General features: G+C 32.5%; 18 protein-coding genes. 12 read left to right on the top strand and 6 right to left on the bottom strand.

What is annotated here, in order from left to right; genetic code table 11:
• Positions 1-288: 288 nt before the first annotated feature.
• The gene (locus tag PK35_RS14345; RefSeq protein WP_044627254.1) at positions 289-2,670 is read left to right on the top strand and encodes a GAF domain-containing protein; all 2,382 of its coding nucleotides are present in this window, start codon (positions 289-291) and stop codon (positions 2,668-2,670) included.
• Here PK35_RS14345 and PK35_RS14350 read toward each other — a convergent pair.
• Positions 2,667-3,113: a Fur family transcriptional regulator gene (locus tag PK35_RS14350; protein ID WP_044627255.1), complete on the bottom strand. Its 447-nt coding sequence runs from the start codon at positions 3,111-3,113 to the stop codon at positions 2,667-2,669. The genes PK35_RS14345 and PK35_RS14350 overlap by 4 nt on opposite strands.
• Before the next feature lie 39 nt (positions 3,114-3,152).
• Entirely contained in the window at positions 3,153-3,512 is a 360-nt protein-coding gene (locus tag PK35_RS14355; RefSeq protein ID WP_044627256.1) for a hypothetical protein, read from the bottom strand.
• A gap of 90 nt (positions 3,513-3,602) precedes the next feature.
• On the opposite strand from PK35_RS14355, the gene PK35_RS14360 reads away from it, so the two are divergent.
• Together PK35_RS14360 and PK35_RS14365 are read left to right on the top strand one after the other, a co-directional pair.
• Positions 3,603-4,136: a flavodoxin gene (locus PK35_RS14360; RefSeq protein WP_044627257.1), complete on the top strand. Its 534-nt coding sequence runs from the start codon at positions 3,603-3,605 to the stop codon at positions 4,134-4,136.
• A 65-nt stretch (positions 4,137-4,201) separates the two neighbouring features.
• A complete protein-coding gene (locus tag PK35_RS14365) occupies positions 4,202-4,774 on the top strand; it encodes a hypothetical protein (RefSeq protein WP_044627258.1) in 573 nt (190 codons plus the stop codon).
• Between the two features lie 153 nt (positions 4,775-4,927).
• Here PK35_RS14365 and PK35_RS14370 read toward each other — a convergent pair whose 3' ends face one another.
• Positions 4,928-5,611 (bottom strand): class I SAM-dependent methyltransferase, encoded by a 684-nt coding sequence (locus tag PK35_RS14370; RefSeq protein WP_044627259.1) that lies wholly within the window; start codon positions 5,609-5,611, stop codon positions 4,928-4,930.
• Positions 5,612-5,809: 198 nt separating this feature from the next.
• A complete protein-coding gene (locus PK35_RS14375) occupies positions 5,810-7,009 on the bottom strand; it encodes a Pycsar system effector family protein (RefSeq protein WP_044627260.1) in 1,200 nt (399 codons plus the stop codon).
• Between the two features lie 181 nt (positions 7,010-7,190).
• Here PK35_RS14375 and msrB point away from each other — a divergent pair, with 181 nt between their 5' ends.
• The 4 genes from msrB (at position 7,191) to trxA (ending at position 12,279) form a co-directional block, all read left to right on the top strand.
• A complete protein-coding gene (msrB, locus tag PK35_RS14380) occupies positions 7,191-7,637 on the top strand; it encodes a peptide-methionine (R)-S-oxide reductase MsrB (protein WP_044627261.1) in 447 nt (148 codons plus the stop codon).
• 4 nt (positions 7,638-7,641) lie between these two features.
• Complete coding sequence (gene msrA, locus PK35_RS14385) at positions 7,642-8,181, top strand: peptide-methionine (S)-S-oxide reductase MsrA (RefSeq protein ID WP_044627262.1); 540 nt, start codon at positions 7,642-7,644, stop codon at positions 8,179-8,181.
• A gap of 23 nt (positions 8,182-8,204) precedes the next feature.
• Positions 8,205-11,900, top strand: a complete 3,696-nt coding sequence (locus tag PK35_RS14390) for a metallophosphoesterase (RefSeq protein WP_044627263.1) — start codon at positions 8,205-8,207, stop codon at positions 11,898-11,900.
• Positions 11,901-11,967: 67 nt separating this feature from the next.
• On the top strand, positions 11,968-12,279 hold the full coding sequence (gene trxA / locus PK35_RS14395) for a thioredoxin (RefSeq protein WP_044627264.1): 312 nt from the start codon (positions 11,968-11,970) through the stop codon (positions 12,277-12,279).
• On the opposite strand, the gene PK35_RS14400 is transcribed toward trxA, so the two are convergent.
• The gene (locus tag PK35_RS14400; RefSeq protein ID WP_044627265.1) at positions 12,276-13,109 is read right to left on the bottom strand and encodes a hypothetical protein; all 834 of its coding nucleotides are present in this window, start codon (positions 13,107-13,109) and stop codon (positions 12,276-12,278) included. The genes trxA and PK35_RS14400 overlap by 4 nt on opposite strands.
• A gap of 44 nt (positions 13,110-13,153) precedes the next feature.
• On the opposite strand from PK35_RS14400, the gene PK35_RS14405 reads away from it, so the two are divergent.
• Complete coding sequence (locus tag PK35_RS14405; RefSeq protein WP_044627266.1) at positions 13,154-14,365, top strand: BaiN/RdsA family NAD(P)/FAD-dependent oxidoreductase; 1,212 nt, start codon at positions 13,154-13,156, stop codon at positions 14,363-14,365.
• A gap of 199 nt (positions 14,366-14,564) precedes the next feature.
• Here the strand turns inward: PK35_RS14405 and PK35_RS14410 are convergent, their stop codons facing one another.
• On the bottom strand, positions 14,565-15,341 hold the full coding sequence (locus PK35_RS14410) for an NAD(P)H-binding protein (RefSeq protein ID WP_044627267.1): 777 nt from the start codon (positions 15,339-15,341) through the stop codon (positions 14,565-14,567).
• A gap of 67 nt (positions 15,342-15,408) precedes the next feature.
• Between PK35_RS14410 and PK35_RS14415 the strand changes: the two genes are divergently transcribed.
• The 4 genes from PK35_RS14415 to PK35_RS14430 all read left to right on the top strand — a co-directional run bounded on the left by PK35_RS14415 (position 15,409) and on the right by PK35_RS14430 (position 19,021).
• The gene (locus tag PK35_RS14415; RefSeq protein WP_044627268.1) at positions 15,409-15,939 is read left to right on the top strand and encodes a DUF1697 domain-containing protein; all 531 of its coding nucleotides are present in this window, start codon (positions 15,409-15,411) and stop codon (positions 15,937-15,939) included.
• Positions 15,940-16,020: 81 nt separating this feature from the next.
• Positions 16,021-17,109 (top strand): diphosphomevalonate decarboxylase, encoded by a 1,089-nt coding sequence (locus PK35_RS14420; protein WP_044627269.1) that lies wholly within the window; start codon positions 16,021-16,023, stop codon positions 17,107-17,109.
• A 28-nt stretch (positions 17,110-17,137) separates the two neighbouring features.
• A complete protein-coding gene (locus PK35_RS14425; protein WP_044627270.1) occupies positions 17,138-18,064 on the top strand; it encodes a mevalonate kinase family protein in 927 nt (308 codons plus the stop codon).
• Between the two features lie 54 nt (positions 18,065-18,118).
• The gene (locus PK35_RS14430) at positions 18,119-19,021 is read left to right on the top strand and encodes a geranylgeranylglycerol-phosphate geranylgeranyltransferase (RefSeq protein ID WP_044627271.1); all 903 of its coding nucleotides are present in this window, start codon (positions 18,119-18,121) and stop codon (positions 19,019-19,021) included.
• Positions 19,022-19,126 lie beyond the last annotated feature (105 nt).

The following is a 19,126-nucleotide window of genomic DNA, read 5'->3' on the forward strand; positions in this document are numbered from 1 at the left end:
AATTCAATTTAAAAATTCCTAAAACTTGCATTGAAACACTTCAGCTTCAAAAGGGTAGTTATACACTAACCAATATCCTCTCTAATTAATATAAATCTAATTTAAATGTTAAAGATTTAGAAGGAACACTTCCCGTTACTCTCAATCCGTTAGAATCTTTCATTTTAAAAATAAAATAGCTTATAAAATTCCATTTTTAGTGTAACATTTTTCCTGTTAGTAAGTCTACTTAATAACGACTAAGCATTAATTAGTACCTTTGTAGCATCTCACGAAACATTATAGCAAATGGATATTAACGACAATATCGAATCGCCATTAAGGCTAAATATTAGCTTTAATAAACTTTTAGAACAATATGAAACCTTGTCTAAAAGCGATAATGAACACACAAAAGCTAAAGCCCAAACTATTTTAACTTTAGCTGAACAATATCCAGAACTTCGACATGGCATTAGTGACTTTGATGTTATAACCGAGCGCGAAAAAGAAATTGCTATTTTATTGCAAGATATTTTTAATCCCTTATTAACAAATAACGAGATTAAAGCCGCATCAATACCATTTCACGATTTTAATTTTAATGTTTCAAATCGTTTTAAAAGTATTGTAAAAACGGCAGGAACAGATTTTAAGCTACAAATTAAAAACATGCCTAACGAGGAGTTTTATATACTTACTTGTACGGTTATTTTAAATTTTTGCTATGGTTACGATCTAAATTTTAAACGCCCTGTTTACTATCAAATTCCTGATGAAAAAGGTATTTTACGCTATTATAAAATAACCTATAATGCCGATTTTTGTGAAATAATCCCATCGGCAAATGCCCCAAAAATTACTCAAGAAGATTACGAAGAATTACTAGATAATTTCGAAAATATTGAAATTTGGAAAGAAAAATTTCCGCCACAAAGCTATCAATTTAATGGTTTTGTAATTTCGAATATGTTTGATGTTACCGACGATCAATCTATCTCAAACATCAAATCTGGGTTAATTATAGACGATAACTGCTCCGACGAAAATTTTGTGGATACATTTCATGAAGTTTTTCGTTCGCTATTAGGTATTAATTCACTTAAAATAGGTTTTTCAATTTACAACAAAGAAGACCACACATTTAATCGTGTCGATGCCATTGGCGCCAATAGCTTTTTAATAAATAACATAACCAGTAAAAAATGTACCGATGCCTTGTGTAAATGGTCGTACAACCGATTATTAAACGAAAAAAAGTATTTTTCGGTATCGAATGTAGATAACGCTTACCAAAAATCGAATGGTAAAGCACCACACATTGCTGCATTGCACAAACAAGGTATTAAGAGTGCTATTTTTGCTCCAATTGCGAATGATGACGGATTAATGGGAATTTTAGAGATTGTGTCTCCTCGCCCATTTGAATTAAATAGTATTACTACCAACAAACTGGTTGATGTGATGCCTTTTATTGTTTCGGCAGTAGAACGCAGTATTAATGAAGAAGAAAATTTAATTGAAGCTATTATTCAGCAAGAATGCACCTCAATTCATCCAAGTGTTTCATGGAAGTTTAAAGAAGCGGCTAAAAAGTTTTTAATTCAAAGTCATATTAACCCGAACGAAAAACCATCGTTTAGCAAAATTGCATTCCATGAAGTTTATCCGCTTTTTGGACAAATTGATGTAAAAGGATCCTCGGATGCTAGAAACGAAGCCACTAAAAAAGATTTAGCGCTTCAACTTTCGTTAATTAGTAAAATTTTAGAAAGTATATCAAAAACCGATAAGCTACCTATTTTTGAGCAGCTTAATTATCAGTTAGAAGCCTTCAGCAGTGAAATAAATTCAGATTTTAAAGTAGATAGCGAGCAGCAATTAATTTCATATTTTAAAAATGAAATCGAGCCTTTATTTCATCACTATTTAAAAAAGAAAGATTTCCCTAAAGCCGAAATTGAAGATTATTTCAGCAAGATTGATACGAATTTAGGCGTTATTTACCATTATCGTAAAAGTTTCGATGATACAATTACGCTTATAAACAAAAACATGTCGGCTGTTTTAGATGACAAACAAGAAGAAGCCCAAGCCATGTATCCGCACTTTTTCGAGCGTTTTAAAACAGATGGTGTTGAGCACAACATGTACATTGGCGAATCTATTACCAAAGAAAACAGTTTTAACAAAATATACCTATACAATTTAAGACTTTGGCAACTACAGGCTATGTATGACATGGAAAATAGCTTTTACCAAAACCAAAACGAATATCCTATTAGTTTAGATGTCGCATCGATGGTATTGGTTTTTAACCAACCGCTTTCCATACGTTTTAGAATGGACGAAAAGCGTTTTGATGTAGATGGCACATACAATGCCCGTTACGAAGTTGTAAAAAAACGCGTAGATAAAGCGTTTATAAAAGGTACCGAAGAACGTATTACAGCCAAAGGTAAATTAAGTATTGTTTATTCGCAAAAAGAAGACGAATTGGAGTACTTAAAATACATTAGTTTTATGCAGTCTAAAAACATGTTAGATGATGATGTTGAAATTTTAGAACTTCAAGATTTACAAGGAGTAACAGGTTTAAAAGCACTTCGTGTTAGTTTTATCTATCAAAAAACCGATGGCGGCAATGTATTTTACACCTATAATGATTTAATGAACGAAATTAAAGGTTAAGCGTTTTGCTTTTTTACACCGTAAAAATAAAGGGAGTGTTTGTTGATTTCAATATTAAAAACCTCTTCAATCGTTTTTTTAATTTCCTGTACTCTAGGATCGCAAAACTCTAAAACGTCGCCCGAATCAGTTAGTATCACATGATCGTGTTGCCTGTTAAAATAGGATTTCTCGTACTGAGATGTACCGTTACCAAATTGATGCTTTCGTATTAATTTAGCCGCTATCAATAAATCTATAGTATTGTATAAAGTAGCACGACTAACTCTATACTTTTTAGCCTTCATTTTAATGTAGAGTTCATCAACATCAAAATGCGCATTGGTGTTATAAATTTCCTCTAAAATCTCGAAACGTTCGGGCGTTTTTCTATGTCTGTTAGTTTCAAGAAAATCGGTAAACACTTTTTTAACGGTAGCTTGTGTATTAATTTCTTCGGGCATTTTTTAGGTATTAAATAAATATGAAAATTAAGATGTTATTTATTCTATATTATTGAAGCTTAAAACGGATGCTATTTGTAACTCAAATAAAGTGCCTTTAACCAAATCTTCTAAATTAGAGAGATTATTTTCAGTCGATTTAAAAACAAACTCCACATAATTTGTATTGCCTTTTATTTGCTTCAGAATTTTACAACGGCAGTTTTTACAATTACACCCAGCCTTTGCCGAATTTATAATAACAACCAAATTTTCTAACTCTGCCCTACTTAAAATTATAGCCACTTCGCCTAAAACCATTTGGATTTTTTCTGAGTCAAATGGGCCTTTTTCAAGATTATCTTTTAAAACATAAGTCGTACCAATGACATTGCTATAAATAGGATCTAAAAAGAGCATAACGTTTATTTTTTGTAAATATACAAACAATTTTTATTTAGAATAAATTAAAATAATGTATTTTTGTGATTCAATTAAAACTAAAACACATTGGAAAAAATAGGTTTATTTTATGGTTCGGATACCGGCGTAACAGACGATATTACTAGAGATTTTGCAACATATTGGGAAGACGACAACCTCGAAATCATGGAAATTGGTGATGCTTCTGTAAACGATTTCGAACCGTACAACTTATTAATTTTAGGACTATCAACCTGGTATGACGGTGATTTACAAAGCGATTGGGAAGATTTTTTTGAGGATTTCCAAACGATAGATTTTACAGGTAAAACTGTAGCTATTTATGGTTTAGGCGACCAAATTGGCTATGCCGAATATTTTATTGATGGTGTTGGCATTTTAGCTAAAGTTATTATTGAAAACGGTGGCAATGTAGTTGGCTATTGGCCTGCTAACGAATACCGACACACCGATTCTGTTGCTTTAATTGAATCTCAAGAAGACCTGTTTTACGGTTTAGCATTAGACCACGATAATGAATCGCAACTAACCGACGAACGCTTAAAAAAATGGATTGCTCAAATTAAAGAAGAATTTAATGAAGCCTTACAAGAGGCTTAGCATTAAAAGTTTTTGCTTATCTTCGACTCACTATATCACATAGTTAGCTGCAATTTGAATAGTGAATGGATAAAACAAGGTCAATATTAAAAAAAATTCTTAGTAATTTTTTGTTAGGGCTGCTCTTCATGGGAATAGTCCTTTTATCCGTTGGATTAGGATATAGAGGTAAATACCAAAGAGTATCTGACTCTTATTTACCAATGGCTTTTATCGGATTTGGAATTTTATTACCTTATATAATTTACTTTTTTTACTCCTCATATAAATATCAAAAAAGACAAAAGATCCTTTTGGAAAAAGAATCTAATAATTTTAATATATTCATTAATAATTCAAGAAAATCGGACTTAAATCTCAACGATGTAGAAATAATCTCTTTCAACTCAAAGAGTCCTGGCTTTTATGAATCAAAAGTTGGACAATTAAATCAAAAAGACTCTTATAAAAATAAAAAGCCGAATGAAGTAAAAGTTGAATTCCCTTTTGGCGGACAAAAATTAAATTATTTATTTAAAACCAACAAAGGACTAGACAATATTAAAATTCATTTTGCTATTAAAAAAGTAACAAAAATTTACTTTGATAAAAATGATAGTGACAAAATTTATATAGACTTTGATTTTCTTAATAAATAAAAAACTATAGCTAACACCAGATAAAAAAATGGCCAGTTTTAGCTAAACCAAAGTGAGTTGCTCGTTTGCTAGCTTCTGATTTTCCTTCAGAAAATCCTCGTATACAAACACACAGCTTTCGTTATACATAAACTTATATTAGCATTAAGGCCATTACTTTTTTAATGTTACTATGGTATATGGCTTAAAGCTTAATGTATTATCTTTTAAAATAATGGGTTCTTGCTGATTATCTATTTTTACAATTTTAAATTTGGTTTTGTTAATTAAAGCTTCAATGTTTTTGTTGTTATAAAGCTTAAAAACAGATTGTGTAACAAAAGGGATTTGTGACATAAATGACTCTTGAACAAAAGCAAAAACAAATTTTCCTTTAGGTTTTAATACACGATAAATCTCATTAAAAACCTCCAGAGCATCCTCATAGAAATAAATGGTATTTACCGTTAAAACAGTGTCGAAAAAATTAACAACGTAAGGAATATTTTTACCGTTGTATAATTGGAAATTAGCAATATTCTTTTTTACAAAAGCACTGTTATTTTTTTCGGATTCTGTTCGCATTGTTTCCGATATTTCCATACCAAAATACCTTAAATCGTTGGCCTGCTTCAGTATATCGTTTAAATGATTGCAATTGCCATGACCTAACTCTAACACCCTATTTTTATCCTTTAATTTTAAGGCTGTAATACTCTCATATATCATATTTTTATGAGACGTATTCATTTTTAAACCTAATTGAATGCCCATTTCACCATTAGGACAACTCAATTGATTGGCGTAAACCTCGTGATTTTCTGTATTTTGTATTAAAGTAGCGCTTTGATATGGCATAACATTACTATTTAGAAGTATTCTTAATAACAAATATAGATTATTATTTGGAATAATTCTAAACAAATTAAACTAAAGCCTAATGCATAAGATATATTATGTTAATTTATGAATATAAAGTGATTAGGTTTACCTAAAAAGAACACTAAAATTTTTGTAAACCAGCCTGATATAATTTTTATAAGATAATTAAGAAACTTAAACCAAACCAGACATTTGAAACGCAATAGTAAAGGCTATCACACTTACAATAATGCCAATCATAAAAACACTATAAGTTAGGCGCAGAATTTTATATTTTTTATCTAAAACCAAACCTAAAAAATAAAGATCCTTTTTCATTGATGAATAAAGATAATCGCGATCTTGTATCATTTCGCCCATAGCCCACTCAAAATCGTCAAGACTCATTTTATGAAAGTTCCCAAAAAATAACAGATTCACTTTTTTATTGGCTACATCTTGCTTGGTAAACTTGCCACTGGTTACATTAGGTCGCGTTGCTAAAACCGATAAAATTATGGATGCTACTGTTACCAAAACAAAAATTAAAGTAGGTATAATTAAATATTTATTTGATGGATTATCGAGCTTAGGAATTAAATTAGCCAAAACCAGCGATACAATAATGGCGTTTACCGACAATAAAATGTTTGCCTTAGTATCAGCAATATTACTCAAGGTTATGTGGTTACGGAAGGTTACCCTAAACATAGTTTCTATACCGCGTTCTGGTAATTCTATTTTATTTTTTTTAAACTTAAGTTCTTCTTTTTTTTGTTTGATTTTTTTGGAACTCGACGCCAGCTTCTTTTTCATTTTTAGCAATTTCGCTAAATTTTTGCCCTTTCCTTTTTCCCAAAGTACCGTCGCTTCTGGCGTTTTAAATTGATGCATCTTAGTTAGAAAATCAATTCCGTTATCAACCCATTCACTTTCAGTATAAATTTTATCGCATAAAAGTTCCCACTCTTTACGTAATAACTCAGAAATATCAACATAATTATTACTACCAACGTGCGAGCAATCGGCATCAATAATAATTTTTTCCAACCTTGTCTGTGGCTCATGCCCCAATTTGGTTGCTATAATAAGTTTACAAACAGTTTCAATATGCTCCGGTGCATATTTTTTTGATTCTAAAAATGTTCTGGCAATACTAACACTAGCCTCCTCATGTTTACTTACACCTTTAGTATAACCTGTATCGTGCAGCCAACAACTAATTAATAAAACCTCGGTTTCTAAGTCGTTTAACTTGCAGGCTTCAGCTAAAACTTTAGCCTTTTCAATAACACGCGTTGTGTGGGTTAGGTTATGATAAATAAACGATGCATTTAATTTTTCACTTAAAAGCGTAGTGGCAAACTGTTCAACATCAACAAGAAGGTTACTCATAAAAATAAAATGATTTAATGTAAAAGTAATAAACTTTACTAAAACAGAAGTGTGTGTTGTAAACGCATTTATTTGTCGTATATTTTAAAAAAACTTTCAAACTTTAAACCGTAATTTTGCATGTAAGATTGTGGATTATTTTACGACTTATGTTTAATATAAATTTTTAAGCTAAAACCTTATGCTAACTTGGAAAGATATTATTAATTTTTCGGTTAACGGAAATTTAAAACCTGATAATAAAGTTGAAAAAACCGAAACCGAATGGCAACAACTTTTAACTCCCGAACAGTTTAGAATTACACGTCTAAAAGGCACCGAAATGCCTCATAGTGGTGCTATGTGTACCAGCCACGAAGCTGGAATTTACAGTTGTATTTGTTGCGGCACTTTGCTTTTCGACTCCACAATAAAATTTAATTCTGGCACGGGTTGGCCTAGTTTTACACAACCCATAACTAAAAATGCCGTTAAATACGACAAAGACGATTCGCACGGTATGATTCGCGTAGAAATTATGTGTAACACCTGCGATGCGCATTTAGGGCATGTATTTCCCGACGGGCCAGAACCTAGCGGATTGCGTTACTGCGTAAATTCGGAATCATTACAATTAGAAAACAAATAAAAAAATGAATAAAAATATAGAAACTGCCACTCTTGGTGGCGGATGTTTTTGGTGTACACAAGCCGTTTTTCAAGAGCTTGTAGGTGTAGAAAAAGTAGTATCGGGCTATACTGGAGGCAATGCTCCTGGACACCCAACTTACAAAGAGGTTTGCTCTGGTTTAACAGGACATGCCGAAGTGGTTCAAATTACGTTTGATGCTAATGCTATTTCGTATCAAGATATTTTAACCATTTTTATGACCACGCACGATCCTACAACCTTAAACCGACAAGGTGCCGATGTTGGTACGCAATATCGTTCGGCTATATTTTATTATAACGACAATCAAAAAAACATTGCCGAAACGGTACTAAAAGAATTAGCATCTTATTTTGATGATCCTATTGTTACAGAAATAACTGAGGCCAGTATTTTTTATGCTGCCGAAGATTATCATCAAAATTATTACAACAACAATACCACACAAAGCTATTGTAATGCTGTAATTACACCAAAATTGGCTAAATTTAGGAAACTTTATGCATCAAAACTAAAGTCTTAATCCTTCATTTTTAAATAGTTCAAATGAAAATATCTTTAAAAACGTTTTCAACTTTTTTAATTATTACGCTTTTAAGTGCTTGCGCCACCTATAAAACCCAATATAATACCGAACCTATTTCAGGAACGATTAACGAAGCCAACATTGCACATTCGTTTTATTTAATTGGCGATGCAGGTAACTCACCAATAGGCACAAAAATCAAAGCCTTATCTGCTTTTCAAGAAACACTAAAAGCTGCTTCAAAACAAAGTACGGCGCTTTTTTTAGGAGATAATATTTATCCTAAAGGGATGCCAAAAGAAGACGAAGAAGGACGTGGTTTTGCCGAACATCAATTAAATGTACAAACCGAAACGGTTAAAAATTTTAAAGGCAAAACTATTTTTATTCCAGGAAATCACGATTGGTATAGCCATGGTTTAAAAGGACTAAAGCGTCAAGAAAAATATATTGAAGCTATTTTAGGTAAAAATACCTTTTTGCCCGAAAATGGTTGTCCGTTAGAAAAGATAAACATTTCCGAAGATATTGTTTTACTTATTCTTGACACCGAATGGTACATTACCAATTGGAATAAGCACCCAACTATAAACGATGATTGCGAGATAAAAACAAGAACCGAGTTTTTAGATGAGCTAGAAGCCGAAATAAAAAAAGCACGCGGAAAAACTACGGTTATTGCCATGCATCATCCGTTGTTTACCAATGGCCCTCATGGTGGTGAGTATTCGGTGATTAATCATTTAAAACCTATTCCTGTTTTAGGAACTTTAAAAAATATTTTACGTGAAACCACAGGTGTTTCTCCTGCCGATGTGCAAAACAAACGCTACAATACTTTAAAAAAACGTGTGGTTACAATGGCACAAGAAAACGACAAGGTAATTTTTGTTTCTGGTCACGAGCACAGTTTGCAATATTTGGTAAAAGATAATTTGCCTCAAATAATTAGCGGTGCTGGCTCTAAATCTACACCAACACGAAATGTTTCTGATGCGTTTTCATCTAGCCAATCGGGTTACGCGCGCTTAGATATTTTAAAAAATGGCGCCTCATACGTTCGATTTTTTTCAGAAGAAAACGAGCTATTATTTCAAACGCCAATACACGAAGCCGCTCATTTTGATACTAACATTGAAAACGACAAACCTTTTCCTAGCGAAGTTTCAGCTTCAATTTACACATCAGAAGAAACACATAAATCTAAATTCTATAAAGGTATTTGGGGAGAACGTTATCGTGATGTTTACGGCACAAAAATTACAGCGCCAACGGTAAAATTAGATACGCTTTTTGGCGGATTAACACCTTTTAGAAAAGGCGGCGGGCATCAATCGAAATCACTTCATTTAAAAGACAAAAATGGGACACGTTACGTTATGCGTGCTTTACGAAAAAGTGCAACGTTATATTTGCAAGCGGTGGTGTTTTTAGATCAGTATATTGAAGGTCAGTTCGATAATACAGCACCTGCAAATTTGGTTCAAGATTTCTTTACGGGTTCGCATCCTTATGCGCCGTTTGTTACGGGAACCTTGTCCGATCCTTTAGAAATTTACCACACCAATCCCGTTTTATATTACGTTCCCAAACAATCTGCTTTAGGTCATTTTAATAATGAATTTGGAGATGAATTGTGCATGATTGAAGAACATCCTTCCGAAGGCCATAAAATTAAAAGTTTTGGTTACGCCGAAGATATTGTAAGCACCGACGATCTGAGGAAAAACCTAAGAAAAGACGAAAAATACAGTGTCGACAAAACCGCTTTTTTACGGGCGCGATTATTTGATATGACTATTGGTGATTGGGACAGACACACCGACCAATGGCGATGGGCAGAGTTTAAAACTAAAGACAAAGTGGTTTATAAACCCGTACCTCGCGACCGTGATCAAGCCTTTTCTATAATGGGGGATGGCGCTTTTATGGCGTTTGGATCGCGCGCAATTCCAGCATTAAAACTTATGGAAGGTTTTAACGAAACGGTTAGGAATGTAAAAGGCTTCAATTTAAGTCCGTTTCCGTTAGATATGATGTTGCTTAGTGAAACCACAAAGACCGAATGGGACGAACAGGTAAGCTTGATTCAAAAAACGCTAACCGAAGAGTTAATGAATAAAGCTTTTGAAAATTTCCCAAAAGAAATTCAAGATGAAACCGTTTCAGAAATAAAAAGAGTTTTAAAAGCGCGTTTAAATAACTTGCCCGAAATAGCCGAAGCTTATTACAATGCACTCAACAAAAAAGTAATGATTAAAGGCACCGATAAAGACGATTTTATTGATGTAGAACGCTTACCTAACGGCCACACAAAAGTTTCAATTTATAGAAATAAAAAAGGCGAACGTGCGACCTTATTTTTCGAAAAAACGTTTAGCCACAACACAACAAAAGAACTTTGGATTTACGGTTTAGACGATAAAGACATTTTTACTGTTTTTGGTGACGGAAACAATTTAATTAAAACACGATTAATTGGCGGCCAAAACAATGATACCTATACGATTGAAAACGGCAAAAAAGTTAAACTTTACGATTACAAATCCAAAGAAAACACTTTTACAACAAATCGTGGCGGTAAAACATTGAGTAATAATTACGAAACTAATGTGTATCATTACAAAAAACCTAAGAACAACACGAATCAAATTTTACCTTCCATTGGATTTAACCCCGACGATGGTGTAAAAATGGGGTTTGCCGATACGTTTACCACTTATGGTTTTGCTCGTAACCCATTTACATCGCAGCACAATTTTTCGGGAGCTTATTATTTTGCAACTAGTGGTTTTGAGCTTGGTTATCATGGCGAGTTTGCCAATGCTATTGGAAATTGGAATTTTGCCATAAACACAAAATTTACAAGCCCCAATTATGCTGTTAACTTTTTTGGTTTTGGTAACAGCACACCAAACCCTGAAGCTAATGAAAATGATGGTTTAGATGTCGATTTAAACTATAATCGCGTAAAGTTACAAACGCTTGAATTTGCTCCAGCATTAATTTGGCGCGGTGCCTTAGGCGCGAGTTTTAAAGTGGGAATTTCTTATCAAAATATTGAAGTTGAAGAAACTGCAAACCGATTTATAAACCTGTATTTAAACAATAATAAAGAAGAGGTAAATCATAACTTTTTAGGTGCCGATGTTACCTATCATTTTAAAAACACCGACGATGACGCTTTCCCAACCATGGGAATGGCATTTTCTTTTAATGCGGGCTATCGTAATAATTTAAATGAAGCTAAAGGCTATGGTTATATTATTCCGGAATTAAGTTTCGATTATAAATTAGTACATAGTGGCCAGTTGGTTTTTGCTACCAAATCGCGTGCTCATTTTAATTTAGGAGACAATTTTGAGTTTTATCAAGCTGCAAATATTGGTGCTAAAACAGGTTTGCGCGGTTTTAGAAACGAGCGCTTTTCAGGTAAGACTGCTTTTTCTCAAAGTTCGGATTTACGCTTAAATTTCAAAAAATTTAGAACAGGTATATTGCCAATTAGTATTGGTGTTTTTGGAGGTTTTGATATTGGTAAAGTTTGGGTTGATGACAATTTTATAACAAATACCATGCATAATTCTGATACTTGGAACACTTCAATAGGCGGCGGCGCATTTGCAAATTTATCCAATTTAACTGCGCTAAATGTTTCGGCTTTTAATAGCGATGATGGCTTACGTTTTGCCTTTGCTTTAGGCTTTGGTTTTTAAATAAATCACTTTTTTACAATTGTAATTATCAGCTATATTTTTCGTCTAAAAAAGAAAATTAAATATTATGAAAAGTAGTTTTAATAACATTATACAGTCTGAAAAAGTTGTGCTTGTTGATTTTTTTGCCACTTGGTGTGGGCCATGTCAAGCGCTTATGCCAATATTAAAAGATGTAAAAACAGAAATTGGTGACGCCGCAAAAATTGTAAAAATAGATATTGATAAAAACAACGAACTTGCTGTAAAATATCAAGTACGTAGCGTACCAACCATGATTTTATTTGTTGATGGTGAACCTAAATGGCGACAATCGGGTGTGTTGCAAAAATCCGACATTTTAAATGTTTTAAATGTGCATTCAGGTATTGCAGTTTAATGCGTTTTAAATGTATATAAGTTTCCTTCTGATTCATCATTTTTTTCGTCAGTAACATAAAGGGTATTGTTTTTTTTATAACATATACCCTCTTTTTGTGTCGTTTTATTAAACTGTATACTTTCCATATTTCCATTGAAAAAATCATCATTTTTAAAATCTCTAAAAAGATATATTTGGCGCTGTGTTAAAATGGCGATTTCTTTGCCATCGTCACGAATATCTGCGGCTGTAACCCAATCGTTATTGTTTTCACCAAAATTATAAGTTCCTATTAATTTAGCTTCCTGCTTACCTTTTTTAGCAGGTAATTTATATAATTTGGTTTTGCCGTATTCATTTTTCACCCGGGTTTTAGTGAATAAATAAAAATAGTTATTGAAGTAAAAAAACGCTTCACAATCAAAATACAATTTATCTTTTTTAGGCGGATATTTTTTCTGATTTTCATACGAAAACGAAATGGTTTCAACTTCTATTTTTTTATCTGAAGTTAAATCGGAAGCGTTTACTTTTAATATTTTTAGGTTTGTTCTTTTATTGTTGTTATTTCCAAAATCACCAATGTAAATATTACCCTTTTCATCTGATGTGATGTCTTCCCAATCGTGGTTTTTAGCATCTATTTTTAATTTTCTTTCAACCGCTCCGTTGTAATTAACCAAGAATAAATGTGCTTTGTTTCCGCTATCGTTAAGCATCCATATTCCATCATTTTTAACAGTAATTTCATTGCCTGATACTTCGCTTAAATCTTTAGGTAAATCAACTATTGTGTTTTGGCAATTCGCTATTAAAATAAACAGAAATAAGTAGGCGTGTTTGAGCATAAAACAAGTATTAAATGCTAAATTTACAGTGTTTTTTTAACTCTATGAATACATTTAACGTTATTATAATTGGCGGTGGTGCAGCTGGTTTTTTTACGGCGATTAATATTGCAGAGCAAAACCCTGATTATAAAGTTGCTATTTTAGAAAAAGCCAAAATGGGCTTGCAAAAGGTAAAAATTTCTGGTGGCGGACGTTGTAATGTTACGCATGCCGAATTTATTCCGCAAGAATTGGTCACCAATTACCCAAGAGGAGAAAAGGAATTGCTTGGGCCATTTCATCAGTTTATGACGGGCGACACTATGGCGTGGTTTGAAGAACGTGGCGTGGCGTTGAAAATTGAAGATGATGGCCGCATGTTTCCGGCTTCAAATTCGTCGCAAACTATAATTGATTGTTTCTTAAATGAAGCTAAAAAATATAAGATTAAAATTATTTATAGCTCTGGTGTATCTAACATTGAAAAACACGAAGATTTATGGGCTTTACAAACTAAAACCGAGACTTTTCATGCAGAAAAACTTGTAGTTGCCACAGGTAGTAGCGCAAAAATATGGGACGTTTTAAAAACTTTAAATCATACTATTGTTAAGCCTGTGCCTTCATTATTTACGTTTAATGTTACCGATAAACGCATAAAAAATATACCTGGTGTTGTGGTACCAAATGTTACGGTAAAAGTGGTTAACACTCATTTGGAATCGCAAGGTCCGTTGTTAATTACCCATGTTGGTTTTAGTGCGCCTTCAATTTTAAAACTATCGGCTTTTGGTGCGGTAGAACTCGCCGAAATGAATTATCATTTCGATATTGAAATTAATTTTATTCAACAAGAATTCAATGCATGTTTAGAGGAATTAAAACAGCTTAAGCAAGAATTAGCTAAAAAAACTATGCTTAAGTTTGCTCAATTTAACATACCAAAACGGTTGTGGCAAAAATTGGTTACTGCAGCAAAAATTGAAGACAACCATACTTGGGCAGATATTAATAAAAACCAACTTGAAGGCTTAGCAAAACAATTAACCCAAGCTATTTTTACTGTAAACGGAAAGAGTACATTTAAAGATGAATTTGTAACTGCTGGCGGTGTGGATTTAAAAGAAGTAAATTTTAAAACCTTTGAAAGTAAACTACATAAAAACCTTTTTTTTGCAGGTGAAGTGTTGAACATCGACGCTATTACTGGTGGTTTTAATTTCCAAAATGCATGGACTAGTGGCTTTATTGTAGCTAAAAATATTAGTAAATAATTGAATACGTTTTCTTTAATTTTTAGCTAATGCCATTAAAACATACCCCTTCAAGAGCATGAGTGTCCCCTCTAATAAGAGGGGAATCAGGGGTGTGTCCTGTAATATTCTTTACTTCTAATTAAGACTATAAACACCTCCCTTAATCCCTCCTTACTAGGAGGGAAACTGTAGCGTTAAAAAATTCTCAATTATTACCTTAAAACGACTCTTTAACGTCTAACAAATCAGGATGTAAAAACTCATAATTAAGCCTTTTAATTAACTTTTCAGGGCTAATTTTTTTGTATTCCAATAGTTGCGCATCTTCAAAAACAGGAGCTGGTTTTCCTAAACGTTTTCTTGCTTGGGTATAAAAATCTTTCCGTGTAGGATGGTGGTTAGCACAAGCATTAAACGTTTCTCCAAAAATGTTACAATCTATAATTTTAGAAATAATACCAATACAATCATCGCGATGAATCATATTTACAAAACCGTTGGGTTGTGGTATTTTTTTATCCTTAAACCAATTTCCTGGTTGACGTTCACCTCCAAACAAACCTGCAAACCTAATTATAGTCGTTTCAAAATTCGAATTATTTCTAAACAAAGCTTCAACGTTTGTGAGAGGTGAATCTATAGTTTCAATAGTTTCAGTATAAGTTTTATTTCCCCTTGGATATACCGATGTAGAGCTTATAAAAATGACTTTTTTAACTTGAGATTGTTCAATATTATAAATTAAGTTTTGGTAAGTCTCAAAACTTTTTGACGTAATCATCACCAGTAAAACATCGGTTTTTAAAAAATCATTGTAATCCAAATCCTTTTCAACATCTATAATATACGGCTTAATACCTTCAGCTTTAAAAACCTTGACCTTTTCTAAAGACCTTGTCGATCCTTTAATTATAATATGCTGTTTTATAAAATGTTTAGCCAAGGAAAAACCCAACCAACCACAACCTAAAATACTATATATTTTTGTACTCATACTTTTTGTTCAATTAAAGATAGTTTAGTTATTTAAGTTTTATATTGTAACCTTAATCAATTGGTTTATGAAAACTTTTATAGCGCTACTACGAGGCATAAATGTAAGTGGAAAAAACAAGATTCCAATGGCAGATTTACGACAAGCACTAACTAATTCGAATCTACAAAATGTTCAAACGTACATACAAAGCGGAAATATAATTTTTCAATCTTCAGAAACAAATAAAAAAGTATTAGAAGCATTAATTAACAAGGCTATTTCAGATAAATTCTCATTTAACATACCTGTTTTGGTACTAACGCCAGATGAATTAAAAGCGATTTTTAACGACAGCCCATTTCCGCAGGAAGAAAAAGAAAAAAGCTATTTTACATTTTTATTTGAAGTTCCAAATTCCGATTTAACAAAAGAGGTTTCAGCATTAAACTACCCTAACGAAACCTTTAAAATAACTAACAGCTGTGTGTATTTTTACTCGGCCATAGGCTATGGCAAAGCCAAGTGTAGCAATAATTTTTTTGAACGCAAATTGAAGGTTACCGCAACCGCTAGAAACTACAAAACAACATTGAAGCTAATCGACTTATCATGTTAAAAAACTATTGTGTATTTTTGCAAGCAATTTTCTAGTAACATGTCCGTTTCGTGGCAGTTACATCCATAATTTTTTGATTGAATGATAGTAGAGGAATTTATAACAAAATCGTACCCAAAAACCATAGAAGAAGGCGTAGTAACTTGGGAATCGCCAAGTAATATTGCGTTGGTAAAATATTGGGGTAAAAAAGAACATCAAATACCAGCAAATCCATCAATAAGTTTTACGTTAAGTCACTGTAAAACCATAACAACTTTAGAATTTTCTGAAAAAGAAAACAAAATCGATTTTTCGTTTGATGTATTTTTAAACGATGAACAAAAGGATGATTTTAAGCCAAAAATTGAAACGTTTTTTAAGCGTATTGAAGCTTATTTACCATTTTTGAAACACTATCATTTTGTAATAAAAACAAAAAATACATTCCCGCATAGTTCGGGCATTGCTTCATCGGCCTCTGGCATGAGTGCTTTAGCGTTATGTTTAACAAGTATCGACAGAATGCTAAGCAAAAACCATGAAAATTTAAACAAGTCTTTTTTCAATAAAAAAGCATCATTTTTAGCGCGTTTAGGTTCTGGTAGTGCATGCCGAAGTATAGAAGGAAGTTTGGTTGCTTGGGGAAAACATGAAGCATTTACAGAAAGTTCAGATTTATACGGCGTAAAATATCCGTTTGAAGTTCACGAGAATTTTAAAAACTACCGTGACACCATTTTATTGGTAGATAAAGGCGAAAAACAAGTAAGCAGTACGGTTGGTCATGGTTTAATGCACAATCATCCATTTGCGGACGAACGTTTTAAACAAGCGCATAAAAACTTAAACGATTTAATAGCTGTGTTTAAGTCGGGAGATTTAGATGCATTTATAAAAATTGTAGAAAGCGAAGCATTAACATTGCATGCAATGATGATGACAAGCATGCCGTATTTTATTTTAATGAAACCAAACACACTTCAAATCATTAATAAAATTTGGGCATATCGTGAAAAAACAAATTCTAAAGTATGTTTTACTTTAGATGCTGGTGCTAATGTACATATGCTTTATCCTGAAAGTGAAGCCGAAAATATCAATCAATTTATTAACAATGAACTGGTTGAGCATTGCCAAAACGGACAATATATTAACGACAAAATAGGATTAGGAGCAAAATTGTTGTAATTTTGACTAAATTTTTAGGCTTCAAATTATGAAAGGACCCCTATTCTATTCTAAAATTTTACTTTTTGGTGAATACGGAATTATTAAAGATTCCAAAGGTTTATCAATTCCCTACAACTTTTACAACGGCGCTTTAAAAAAGAGCGACCACCCAAATGAAACTGCGTTAGAATCTAACAAAAGTTTAAAAAAATACGTCGATTATTTAGCGGCTATTAACCCAGACTTAGTAATTTTCGACCTTGAAACGCTTAAAGCCGATGTTAATGATGGTATGTATTTCGATTCATCTATCCCGCAAGGTTACGGTGTTGGTAGTAGCGGTGCTTTAGTTGCTGCGATTTACGATCAATATGCAAAAAACAAAATTACAGTTCTAGAGAATTTAACCCGAGAAAAGTTATTAGAACTAAAATCTATTTTCTCTGAAATGGAATCGTTTTTTCATGGTAAATCTTCTGGTCTAGATCCGCTAAACAGTTATTTAAGCATTCCTATTCTTATAAATTCTAAAGATAATATTGAAGCAACAGGTATTCCTGCGCAACAAAATGGTAAAGGCGCTGTATTTTTAATAGATAGCGGTATTGTTGGCGAAACAGCTCCAATGGTAAGCATTTTTATGGAAAACATGAAACAAGAAGGGTTCCGTAATATGCTAAAAGATAAATTTATAAAACATACCGATGCATGTGTTGAAGACTTTTTAAGCGGCAATATAAAATCGCTATTCAAAAACACCAAACAACTATCAAAAGTGGTGTTAAGTCATTTTAAACCTATGATTCCAAAACAATTCCATGAGCTTTGGAAAAAAGGTATTGAAACCAACGAGTATTACTTAAAACTTTGTGGTTCTGGTGGCGGAGGCTATATTTTAGGTTTTACTGAAGATATTGAAAAAGCAAAGCAATCTTTATCAAATTATAAACTAGAAGTCGTTTATAATTTTTAATTAAATTTTCTGTCACCCCGAGCGTAGTCGAAGGGTCAAATCTTTAACTTCTTTATGCTAAATAGAAGACAGAAACATATTTTACTAAAGTTTTTTAGTATGTTTTCTGTGGTTCGCGGTTACAATATCTTAGTTATTGCAATAGCCCAATACTTAACCTCAATTTACATTTTAGCATACCATTTACCACTGCGTGAAGTACTGTTCGATGTAAAGCTTTTTATGTTAGTTTTAGCATCCTCGGCAACTATAGCTGGTGGTTATATTATTAATAACTTTTACGATTCCGAGAAAGATTTAATAAACAAACCCATAAAATCTAAACTCGATAGGTTGGTAAGCCAAAACACGAAACTGTCTTTTTATTTTGTGCTTAATTTTTTAGCCGTTGTTTTTGCTAGCTATGTAGCTTTTAATGCGGTGCTTTTCTTTGCCTGCTATATTTTTGCTATTTGGCTGTATTCGCATAAGTTAAAAAAACGACCTTTAGTTGGTAATATAGTATCGGCGGTGTTAACCATTTTGCCTTTTTTTGCCATTTTTATGTATTACAAAAACTTCGATACGGTTATTTTTGTACATGCCACTTTTTTGTTTTTAATAATATCAATGCGTGAACTAACCAAAGATTTAGAAAACATAAAAGGCGATTTACTTCAAGATTACCATACCATTCCTATTGTTTATGGCGAAAAAGCATCAAAAATAATGCTTAGTATTTTATCTATTCTAACGTTAATACCAACCTATTTACTCTTAAACAAATACCAAATTGGTTATATGGACTTTTATTTTTACGCCAGTATCTTTTTGTTAGGTTTGTTTTTAGTAATACTCTGGAAATCAAAAGAAAAAATACACTATTTAATACTTCATAATATTTTAAAAGTTATTTTACTTACTGGTGTTTTTAGTATTTTATTAATTGATGTTAGCGTTATTTTAAACAGAATTTAATGGATTTGGGCGTTTTTACAGCTCCTTAAAGCTGTAAACCGCGCTTTCGTAAGTCGCTGCGCAAAATGCATTTTGCACGAGCTCCAACAATTACTCAATCGCTAA

The organism is Neotamlana nanhaiensis, assembly GCF_000943555.1.
Taxonomy (GTDB): Bacteria; Bacteroidota; Bacteroidia; order Flavobacteriales; family Flavobacteriaceae; genus Neotamlana; species Neotamlana nanhaiensis.

What these genes read in the sequence shown, in the direction of transcription:
- PK35_RS14415 (WP_044627268.1), top strand. Translation starts at nt 15,409, where the DNA reads ATGAAAACTTTTATAGCGCTACTACGAGGCATAAATGTAAGTGGAAAA.
- msrA (WP_044627262.1), top strand. Translation starts at nt 7,642, where the DNA reads ATGAATAAAAATATAGAAACTGCCACTCTTGGTGGCGGATGTTTTTGG.
- PK35_RS14350 (WP_044627255.1), bottom strand. Translation starts at nt 3,113, where the DNA reads ATGCCCGAAGAAATTAATACACAAGCTACCGTTAAAAAAGTGTTTACC.
- PK35_RS14400 (WP_044627265.1), bottom strand. Translation starts at nt 13,109, where the DNA reads ATGCTCAAACACGCCTACTTATTTCTGTTTATTTTAATAGCGAATTGC.
- PK35_RS14425 (WP_044627270.1), top strand. Translation starts at nt 17,138, where the DNA reads ATGAAAGGACCCCTATTCTATTCTAAAATTTTACTTTTTGGTGAATAC.
- PK35_RS14355 (WP_044627256.1), bottom strand. Translation starts at nt 3,512, where the DNA reads ATGCTCTTTTTAGATCCTATTTATAGCAATGTCATTGGTACGACTTAT.
- PK35_RS14370 (WP_044627259.1), bottom strand. Translation starts at nt 5,611, where the DNA reads ATGCCATATCAAAGCGCTACTTTAATACAAAATACAGAAAATCACGAG.
- PK35_RS14430 (WP_044627271.1), top strand. Translation starts at nt 18,119, where the DNA reads ATGCTAAATAGAAGACAGAAACATATTTTACTAAAGTTTTTTAGTATG.
- msrB (WP_044627261.1), top strand. Translation starts at nt 7,191, where the DNA reads ATGCTAACTTGGAAAGATATTATTAATTTTTCGGTTAACGGAAATTTA.
- PK35_RS14405 (WP_044627266.1), top strand. Translation starts at nt 13,154, where the DNA reads ATGAATACATTTAACGTTATTATAATTGGCGGTGGTGCAGCTGGTTTT.
- PK35_RS14365 (WP_044627258.1), top strand. Translation starts at nt 4,202, where the DNA reads ATGGATAAAACAAGGTCAATATTAAAAAAAATTCTTAGTAATTTTTTG.
- PK35_RS14420 (WP_044627269.1), top strand. Translation starts at nt 16,021, where the DNA reads ATGATAGTAGAGGAATTTATAACAAAATCGTACCCAAAAACCATAGAA.
- PK35_RS14390 (WP_044627263.1), top strand. Translation starts at nt 8,205, where the DNA reads ATGAAAATATCTTTAAAAACGTTTTCAACTTTTTTAATTATTACGCTT.
- PK35_RS14410 (WP_044627267.1), bottom strand. Translation starts at nt 15,341, where the DNA reads ATGAGTACAAAAATATATAGTATTTTAGGTTGTGGTTGGTTGGGTTTT.
- trxA (WP_044627264.1), top strand. Translation starts at nt 11,968, where the DNA reads ATGAAAAGTAGTTTTAATAACATTATACAGTCTGAAAAAGTTGTGCTT.
- PK35_RS14375 (WP_044627260.1), bottom strand. Translation starts at nt 7,009, where the DNA reads ATGAGTAACCTTCTTGTTGATGTTGAACAGTTTGCCACTACGCTTTTA.
- PK35_RS14345 (WP_044627254.1), top strand. Translation starts at nt 289, where the DNA reads ATGGATATTAACGACAATATCGAATCGCCATTAAGGCTAAATATTAGC.